The organism is Bacillus sp. S4, from assembly GCF_040838205.1.
GTDB classification, from domain to species: domain Bacteria; phylum Bacillota; class Bacilli; order Bacillales; family Bacillaceae_G; genus Bacillus_A; species Bacillus_A cereus_U.
Genome location: NZ_JBFPJI010000136.1, coordinates 1 through 8,807, shown reverse-complemented (window position 1 = coordinate 8,807; position 8,807 = coordinate 1). Strand labels below are relative to the sequence as shown.

Sequence of the window (8,807 nt, the reverse complement as noted above, 5' to 3'; positions counted from 1 at the left end):
TGGCTATTTTTAATGGATTTAATTTGCAACATTTTGTAGACAATCGAATTCAAATCCAGGACATGCTAAATGTTTTTATTGAACTCCTTCAAATTCAAGAACCGAATAAAAAAGATGAATAAGAGTATGATGTCTGAATGATAATTTATGAATATTATATACATATCAAGTCGACATAACGTCTCATTATCGGTAGCAAATCAAAAGCGAAATCCACTGATTTAACAAGGATTTCGCTTTTTCTTTGTTTATCATTCTATGCATGATTTTATACATTGTGGAGATGATGGGGATTTTCCGGTTTACGAATGTCCTGTATTAGTACAAATGTGGATTTAAAATAAAGATTGATAATTTGTAATAAAGATTGATAAAAAGATCTATTTTGTAGAGTATTTCTTTGTTCAACAATCGGGCCAAATTGTTTAGTAGTTTTAGGGGGGATTAAAAGATGGAATGGTTTACTTTTCTTGTTTTTCCAGCATTCACTTTAGGTGGAATAGCTTTAGGGCTCGCCCTTCACTCAATCAAAAAAATAAAGAACATGGAAAGGAGAGTTGAGGAATTAGAAAACAAAAATAAATAAATCTATGACTTTTGTCAATAAAGTGTCCCAGCTAAACTTTAAGTGGATTTTTACAATGATTATTCCATAAAAGGGCGCTTTAATTGAGCAAGGATCACAAAAATTATCAAACTTTTTTATAAAAGATGATTCAATTGAATATAGAAAAGGCGTGTTTTGATCAATCTTTTTTTCAAAACACGCTTTTTCTATTTGCTCTTTTATCAAGGTCTATTAAGTTAATTTAATCAAACTTTATTCTAAGGTTACAACAAAAAATTGTATAAAATCTTGTATAAAAAAGTAGTGGGTTTACTGTGTTCTACTTCGGCCGATTTTAAAATCAAAGGGAATTCTTTTAAATTCTCGAATAATCATTGAAGAGCGGGTGAACGAGCGCCTACAAGAAAATTTATGATATTCTAAAGAGTGAGGTGATAGCTTGAAAGAATATGAATATGTCTTGTTAAACAAAGAAATGAGTGAACGATTAAATATTGGGGTAAGTACTTTAAGAAAGTGGGCTGCCGCGCTAGAAAAGAACGGATATTACTGGGAGAAAAATGATGATGGTACTCGCTATTATACTCACTATGATCAAGATACACTTATACTGTTTAAAAGTTTAGTACAAGAGCAAAAATTCAACTTAGAACAAGCTGCAAAAGTTATTATATCTAAGCGTGAAGGAAACCGCTCTTCATCAAGAACGGGGGACGCTCTCCAAGAAATACAACAAGAATCTAAGAGTGAAACCCACTCTTCTAGCCGTTCTCTAACTCCTGTGACAAATGAATCTATACAAAGTTTAATAGATTATATAAAAGAGCAAGACAAACTTAATAGGCATCTATTAGAAAAAATTGAAGAGATGGAGAAGGAACGAAAAAGTGATAGAGAAATTCTAGAACGTATGGAACATCAACTTACTCGACAAGAAAACCGAGCAAATGAAAGAGATAAAATGTTGATGGAAAATATAAGAAGTATTCAACAGCTTGCAATTACAAAACAAAAAAATTCTTTGTGGAATCGTTTATTTAATAAGTAAAATAAAAAAGGCTCACTCTTTGTTATATAAGGAGTGAGCCTTTTTGTTTTACTACTGATAATGAGACGTTATGTTAACCTCACATGTATAGAATATACATCAAAAAAATGTACGACTTATTCTAATTCCTTCGTGATAGAATGTAATAAATCCATATATTTACAAAAAAATAAAGGGGGAAAACTTTTGTATAAAAAACTTAGAAAATATCTTATATTAGGTTCCCTAACTCTTGTCATTAGTGGCTGTTCGATTTCAAAAGGGTACGATACAAAGCAAGAAGCATTAAAGCAAGAATTAAAATCAACAAGTAATACAGATACAAATAAATATCATGCTTTAGAGCGTATTATAAAAATAGATGGAAAAATAGCCTTTTTTGTTACACCTGATAATTACATTTCAATAGCGGATTTACAAATGAAAAATGGAAAATGGACTGTAAGTGGAATAACAGGAGGAGAAAATGTAAGTGAGTTAAAAGTACAAGATTCTGGTATATCACCTACTTTTGGAGTTTCAAACGGAAAAGTTATTTCTGGCTATCTTAAGAATCCATCCATTAGCGAGGTATCTTATAAATCAACTTCAGGACATATAATAAATTTAGATAAATTTTTACCTAACGAATCAAAGTATAAAGGATGGAGTTTATGGTACATAATCCTTCCTAATAAATTAGACGATGGTCCAGAATCATTGGATTCTATTAAGACTGCTTTAGAGTTTAAAGATATAAACGGAACTATTATAAAATATAAAAACTGATCATCTTAAAAACAACTTCTGATAACGAAAATTATGTAAATATGAAACCCCTTCAGCAAGTAAACTGAAAGGGTTTTTTCTAGATACATTGAATACCGATAAGTGGGGTTATGTAAACCTCACATGAATATGGTATACAATAAAATTTCTTCATTTTTTTCTTATTTCACTCAAGCTAAAGCATTTGTTAGTACAATAATATTAGCTAAGGTGGACAGAATAATTTTAGGTGATGTTATGAAGAAAATTATAATTGCACTAAGTTTCTTAATGTTCATCGTTTCTTACTCTACATTCTCTTTTCAAGTAAATGCAAAAGAACCAGATAATGATATGGTGAGATATGCTTTAATAAGAAGTCTTAGTCCATCGATTGATAAGGCTTTAACAGAAATTTATAAAGATGCTACAGAAGGTATCCCATCCTGGGCAGGATGGGATACTGAGATTGTGAACATTAAACAGTTATATGGTATTGGGGGAGCTTATGATGTGAAAGTTCGAGTTCACCCCTATTATGGACCACATATTGGCTATGGTATCGATGAGATTACCGTTAGAGTGGATGCTAGTGGCCAACAACTTATTGAATATAAGCATATACAGGATGTTTAACACAAGCACCTCTGCCTTGGCAGGGGTTTAACTTTTTTGAATGGAAACATAAACGTTTTTGATAACATTAAATTAATATTGGACTTTCGATAATCCCGAATTATGTAAAAAAAGCTAGTCTGGATCTAGCTTTTTCTTTTTTGTCCATGGATGTTTTAACCTCTTTATTTGTAATGTTTTGAATGTATACTTTTGTTGTGTATTTTAAAGGGATTAGCGTATTTGGTGTGAAGTCAATGTTTAAGGAGATTTGAATGTAAACTAATATTCAAAAGTTTACTTTCAAAAGTCGAAAAAAAGAATCCTATATTTTGGGAACTCTTATAAATAAAAGGTATAACCATTAGTTTAGAAGAATACTTTGTATAATTTTAAAAAAGGGGTTGTGCTATGAGGAAACGGACAATCTTGTTGATTGTAGTATTAAGTATTTTTTTAGTGATGGTTTCAGTGATAGTTTTAGGTGGGTATTTATGGGTAAATGGTGATGCGAAAGAAGAATATACTAATACAACTATTATTGAAGATGAATAGAGGGTTTTTAAAGAGCTGTATTTTGCTCTTTTTTTGTTTTAAGGGGCTTTACAGATTATTTGAGGGATTTTTTATTTTTCCGGGTGTTTTTGTATATGTGGAAAATTATAGAAGGATTAGAAATCAATTTGGAGCGTTTGAAGAGCATATAACGGGTTTGGACGATGTTTGTTTTATGAGTAGTGTACTAAATTACGTTGTATGTCAATGGTAAGCGGACCGTAGGGAGCATTAAGGAGTTGACATACTTGCTACACCCAAACCCTCTTGGCATTGAACAAACGACCGTTTGTTCCTGCCACCCGGTGAGGGGGCCCCTCAAGGATTGAGGGGTTGGGGAGTTCGATTGAGGGGGTCTGGGGAAGAGTTCCCCAGTGGGTTTGGGCAAAGCCCAAGGTTTGTTTTTGCCATGCTGGCATGGCTCGGCAAAGCCGAAAAGCGTCGCAGACCCCTATCGATTTTGATACGTAGTGTCAAAATACGTATAGGGTTACGTCAATTGACACAATTTCGTCGCCTTGCTAGACTTATTGTATCAATTAATCTAGGGGAAGTGGTGGCGCTTTATGTTGTTCTCTATCTCATTTAATCAATCTCACCAAAGTTCATTAAGCCATAATAACCGAGAAAACATTTATGGGAATCCTGGTATCGATCCATCCAGGTTAGACGAGAATATCTACTTTGTTCAAAAGGATATCCGAATTGTATACAAGGATGTCTTTCAAGAAGCGGTGGACAAGTATAATGAGAAGCAAAAACGAAATGACCGTAAGATTCAGGACTACTATGACAAAATACATAAAAATGAAAAGACACATGAGCAACGAGAATTGGTTGTAGCGGTTGGAGAGGGTAAAGATGACCCAAAGTATAGGGAAGCTAAAAAAGAAGCGTTAAAACAGTATGCAGAGGCGTTTCAAGGGCGAAATCCAAATCTAGCAGTCTATAACATGGTTTTACATGATGATGAAGCCAATCCGCATTTACATATTAACTATGTACCGCATTTCGAAAGTAGTCGAGGATTAACGAGACGTGTCGGAATGGATAGAGCCTTGCAACAACAAGGCGTACAAGGAAAAGGGACGGAGCTAATTGCGAATTGGAGACAATTAGAAACGGCTTATATTGAATCTTTGGCTAAAAAACATATTCCAGAATTTGAACGAGCGAATGTAGGTTCACATAAGTACATGAAAGTCCGTCAATACAAGGAATATGCTGAAGCAGTTTCTAATATAGAGAATCAATTTATCGAGATAAGCAAGCGATTACCTAATAATGAAATTACGTTAAAGACCAAAAAGAAAGAGATCAAGACAGAGGTAAAACCAAAATTAATTGGTAAACCTGAAATCATTGAAAAAGAGACAGGAAATTATGTTTTTTCTCCAAAGCAACTCGAAAAAGTAGAAGAATTGATAACTGCAGCAGTCACTGTAAAAAAAGATTATGAGCGTTTGCAGAATACGGATTTGGTAAAAGAAAATAGGGAACTAAATCGTCAAGTTGATAGTTTGTATGATTCTTTAAAAGAATCCCAAAAGATAAATTTAGAGTTGAAAGAGGAAAATAGAAAATTAAATACTGAAATAGGCTCATTAAAAACTCATATAAAGGATTTGAAGGAGAATATAAGAGTTTTGTATCAACAGACGAAAAAAGCTTTTAAAGAGAAATTTAAGGTGTTTAGAGGGATTATTAAAAATGAATTGGATAGCAAGGGAATAGATAATCAATTTGAACGTGAACATAAGAGAGAAATAAGCAGACATCGAGATTTTGATAGGGAAAGATAGGTGTGATAATGTTGAAAACATTGTATTGGATGAGTTTGAAGAAGAAAAAGAGGATTGAATGTTGTGTTTTTGCAAGAGACGGAAAGTTTTAACAAGGTGTTTCATGTTATTATAGAGAAAGACGTATACACGAGAAAAACCGCCCCAGCTTTGGCCGGCGAGGCGGTTTTTCATAATAAGGTTGGAATCAACCATTTATATATTCTATATACATTCTAACATATAAAAGTTGATTCCTTCCACTAAGGGAGAGAATTATTTTATGACAAAAGTTGTAGATTTTGGACAAGCTGAAAAAAAAGCGAAATTAAGAGATAGTAAGATTGATAGTATTTATGACCAGTTGCAAGCTGGTGGTTACTCAGAAGAAGAGAAAGCAATGCTTTTGCAGTTATTAAGTAAAACAACTGGTGGAGATGAGTATTTCATAGGGAAAAAGAAAAAACCTACAGATCGGGTGAGGTTTGTGCAAATTATAATGGACAATATGGAATATTTAAATCGTATTGGCTATTTTACTAATGCGGAGCAAGCGTTTTTATTGCAAATTTCTTCTTATTTGGAATTTAAAACTAATGTAATCATTGAAAAGGGTAATAGTAATGAAATTGAAACTAATGCAGCAACACCTAGTTATTTAGCTGAAAAGTTTGGTAAAACAAGAGAAAGTGTTTCTAAAACAATGAATTCTTTATTAAAAAAAGGGGTTTTAGGTGTTGCAGAAGCAGGAATGACGACTGATGATGGAAGAACTTGCACTAGCCGTACATGGTTTGTAAATCCGAATATTATGTGTTGTTCTCCAAAAGATAGTGTTGATCGAGCAACTCAACATATTTTTAAAAAGTCACTTAGAAATTTTAAAGTCATTGGAGATAATAAAAAACATAAATTGCCAGTTTACTTATTTTAGATGTCAATTTTACTATTGACATCTTTTTTTTTGTTGTTTTTACCATTTTTTAGGTGTGAAAAAAAATTCACACAGGTGTGAAAAAAAATTCACACCCTATGTCTTATAAACCCTTGATATTGCTGACTTTCTTCACTTTGCTCTTCTCACTCTTATATATATAGCTAAAAGTTCCGCAAGGAACGGGTCGTATTTTTGAGAAAAACACTCAAAAATCTCCACCCTCAGAATCAAAAAGGCTATCGCCTTTTTGATTCTGTCCTTGCAAAACTTTTTTCGGCTGGTTTTTAGCTTTCGCCAAGTCGAACATACCAAAAACGAGAATTTAGGTTGCTCGACTTGGATTACCAATTGTACCAGCCGAACCGCTTAGATCGGCTGGCTATGAATTAATTCTTACTCTAGATTTTTATGACACTAAAAGGGGCTAGCCCCTCGCTTCGCTTCACCCCAGCCACTGTACTCACACCCAAAAACAAAGGGAAATAATTGATTTTACAGTTTGTAAACCAATGGGTGACTATAGTTACTTAGGAAGTTATCGATTTATTTTAATTTATGATTTAATTTTAAATATAACTTTTATTTTAGGGGATGAGTAAAGATGTTACTAAGTGAACGGTTAAAACAATTAAGAGTGCAATATAATTACACGCAAGAAAATGTTGCACAAAAAATAGGTGTTTCAAAACAATCTGTTTCAAAGTGGGAATCTGGTAAAACATATCCGGATATCGACAATTTAATTATTTTATCAGATATATACAATGTAACTATCGATGAATTAATAAGAGAAGATAGTGTTCTAAAAAAAAGAATTAAGATCAAGAAAAAAAATAGAGTAGTTGATTTTTTAGGGGCTAGTTTAGTATTTGTACTTTTTTATGTAATAAAAGAGGTGTTAATAACCCAACGTTCACCATTACAATTTTCATCTTTAAAGAATTTTATTATTTCTAGTATTATTTTAGTAACGATATGGATTATAACAGCTGTGATTTTTTGGATAATAGTAAATCTAGGTTCTACAGTGAAAGAAAGATTATTAAAGAACTAATAGGGGTACCGCCAGCATTTTGGAAAAAACCCACGCTAAGCAAAAAATACAATAAGCTGTCCATATGGACAGCTTATTTACATAATTTTCGTTATCAGAAGCATAATACCTGTTTCTTTAAGGAATTCTCTACTTACAGTTTTACTTAAGGATTCGCCTTCTTCAACTTGTCTCCCTGAAAGTTCCTAAGTATCCGAACGCCAATGTGTTTTGACTAGTAAAACTTCATCATTATTGTTAGTTACATAGGCAAAAACGGAAACTACATGTTTCGGATAAGAATGGACCTTATCCAATCAAAGTAATCTCTTACTTACTTTGATTTTCTATATTTATTTTCTACAAAATTAAATGATTACCTCTTAAAGGGATAGCGTCCCGAAAATGTGGATTTACAACGTTAAGTTGTTTATAGCATTTTCGGGATGCTATCCAGCCTTATTTGAAGCAAAATTAGTTAAGTATTAATAGGGTAAATCCGCAAAATCCTGATGCTACCCTTATTGGCAAATGTTATATAATGTTGTGTGAGATACATAACCTGTCTTCCCGTTATAGGTAACTTTTAACCACTGATTAGAATTACTGTAATGACCTTGAACATACTCACCTTTTACCCATGTTCCAGTAATTCTCTTACCACTAGGAAATGTGTATAAAACAGACGATCCGACGCTGGGAAAACTGCGCATTTTTGAACCATATATACCTACCGTACCTCCTTTTGTGCAAGCTGTTACTACAGTTTCATTTTCAGTGGTATTCGTAGCCGCGAAAGCAGATCCACTAAATGTAAACAAACTAAACATAAAAGCTGTTAGTAAAGTACAAATAGATAAGCGACGTAACAAAATAAATTCCCCCTTTTTAATATAGATGTTATTAATACTAACTAGTCAGTATTAATTAATTTATTGTATGCTGAGGAATATACTAAAATTAATTAAATATTCAGTTTCCTTTTCGGAAAGGGGGTACTATGGTGAATTATCATCAAAAACAATCAGAAAATACGATTAACAAAATAATGCAATCGGGGATTGAATTATTTTCTAAACAAGGCTATTCTAGGACAAGCATTGATCAAATTGTAAAACATGCTGGATACTCTAAAGGGGCTTTTTATGTTCATTTTCCCAACAAAGAGGAGTTCTTGCTAAAGTTGATAAAAGAAGGTATAGATTTTTATTTTGAAGATTTAAAGGAAGCTCTTAATGGAAAAGATCAAGATTTGCTAAATACATTTAAAGAATACTCCATGCGTTTAGTAAATGAATCTTATGAAAAGGGGTCTTCTCCTATGCTTCTCCAAGGATGTATGGTTTCGAATGAATTACCACAAATAAAAGAGATGCTTATTCTTCAGATGGAGGAATGGAGGTCATTTCTTACACATTTTTTTCAAAAAATGAAGGACGAAGGTATTGTCGGAAGTCCATTAGATGCTAGAACTTTAGCAACAACAAGCATGGCTATTTTTAATGGATTTAATTTGCAACATT

The 8,807-nt window shown here is 32.7% G+C and carries 10 protein-coding genes; 9 read left to right on the top strand and 1 reads right to left on the bottom strand.

Annotated features, from left to right (window positions below; genetic code table 11):
* Nucleotides 1-451 precede the first annotated feature (451 nt).
* The 8 genes from AB3X48_RS13860 to AB3X48_RS13825 all read left to right on the top strand — a co-directional run bounded on the left by AB3X48_RS13860 (nt 452) and on the right by AB3X48_RS13825 (nt 7,305).
* Complete coding sequence (locus AB3X48_RS13860) at nt 452-586, top strand: hypothetical protein (RefSeq protein ID WP_000454672.1); 135 nt, start codon at nt 452-454, stop codon at nt 584-586.
* 421 nt (nt 587-1,007) lie between these two features.
* Nucleotides 1,008-1,616 (top strand): MerR family transcriptional regulator, encoded by a 609-nt coding sequence (locus AB3X48_RS13855; protein WP_002170141.1) that lies wholly within the window; start codon nt 1,008-1,010, stop codon nt 1,614-1,616.
* Nucleotides 1,617-1,802: 186 nt separating this feature from the next.
* Nucleotides 1,803-2,384 carry a hypothetical protein gene (locus tag AB3X48_RS13850; RefSeq protein WP_016103960.1) on the top strand — a complete coding sequence of 194 codons (582 nt, stop codon included), beginning with the start codon at nt 1,803-1,805 and terminating at the stop codon, nt 2,382-2,384.
* A 237-nt stretch (nt 2,385-2,621) separates the two neighbouring features.
* Nucleotides 2,622-2,999 carry a DUF3888 domain-containing protein gene (locus tag AB3X48_RS13845; protein WP_232299868.1) on the top strand — a complete coding sequence of 126 codons (378 nt, stop codon included), beginning with the start codon at nt 2,622-2,624 and terminating at the stop codon, nt 2,997-2,999.
* A 390-nt stretch (nt 3,000-3,389) separates the two neighbouring features.
* On the top strand, nt 3,390-3,533 hold the full coding sequence (locus tag AB3X48_RS13840; RefSeq protein ID WP_016103958.1) for a hypothetical protein: 144 nt from the start codon (nt 3,390-3,392) through the stop codon (nt 3,531-3,533).
* 566 nt (nt 3,534-4,099) lie between these two features.
* Nucleotides 4,100-5,335 (top strand): plasmid recombination protein, encoded by a 1,236-nt coding sequence (locus AB3X48_RS13835; protein ID WP_199715801.1) that lies wholly within the window; start codon nt 4,100-4,102, stop codon nt 5,333-5,335.
* A 262-nt stretch (nt 5,336-5,597) separates the two neighbouring features.
* Nucleotides 5,598-6,248 carry a hypothetical protein gene (locus AB3X48_RS13830; protein ID WP_002193719.1) on the top strand — a complete coding sequence of 217 codons (651 nt, stop codon included), beginning with the start codon at nt 5,598-5,600 and terminating at the stop codon, nt 6,246-6,248.
* Nucleotides 6,249-6,852: 604 nt separating this feature from the next.
* Nucleotides 6,853-7,305: a helix-turn-helix domain-containing protein gene (locus AB3X48_RS13825; RefSeq protein ID WP_016103963.1), complete on the top strand. Its 453-nt coding sequence runs from the start codon at nt 6,853-6,855 to the stop codon at nt 7,303-7,305.
* Between the two features lie 500 nt (nt 7,306-7,805).
* Here the strand turns inward: AB3X48_RS13825 and AB3X48_RS13820 are convergent, their stop codons facing one another.
* The gene (locus AB3X48_RS13820; RefSeq protein ID WP_016103962.1) at nt 7,806-8,156 is read right to left on the bottom strand and encodes an SH3 domain-containing protein; all 351 of its coding nucleotides are present in this window, start codon (nt 8,154-8,156) and stop codon (nt 7,806-7,808) included.
* Between the two features lie 128 nt (nt 8,157-8,284).
* Between AB3X48_RS13820 and AB3X48_RS13815 the strand changes: the two genes are divergently transcribed.
* On the top strand, nt 8,285-8,807 hold a 523-nt coding region (locus AB3X48_RS13815), incomplete at its 3' end, for a TetR/AcrR family transcriptional regulator (RefSeq protein WP_367959684.1).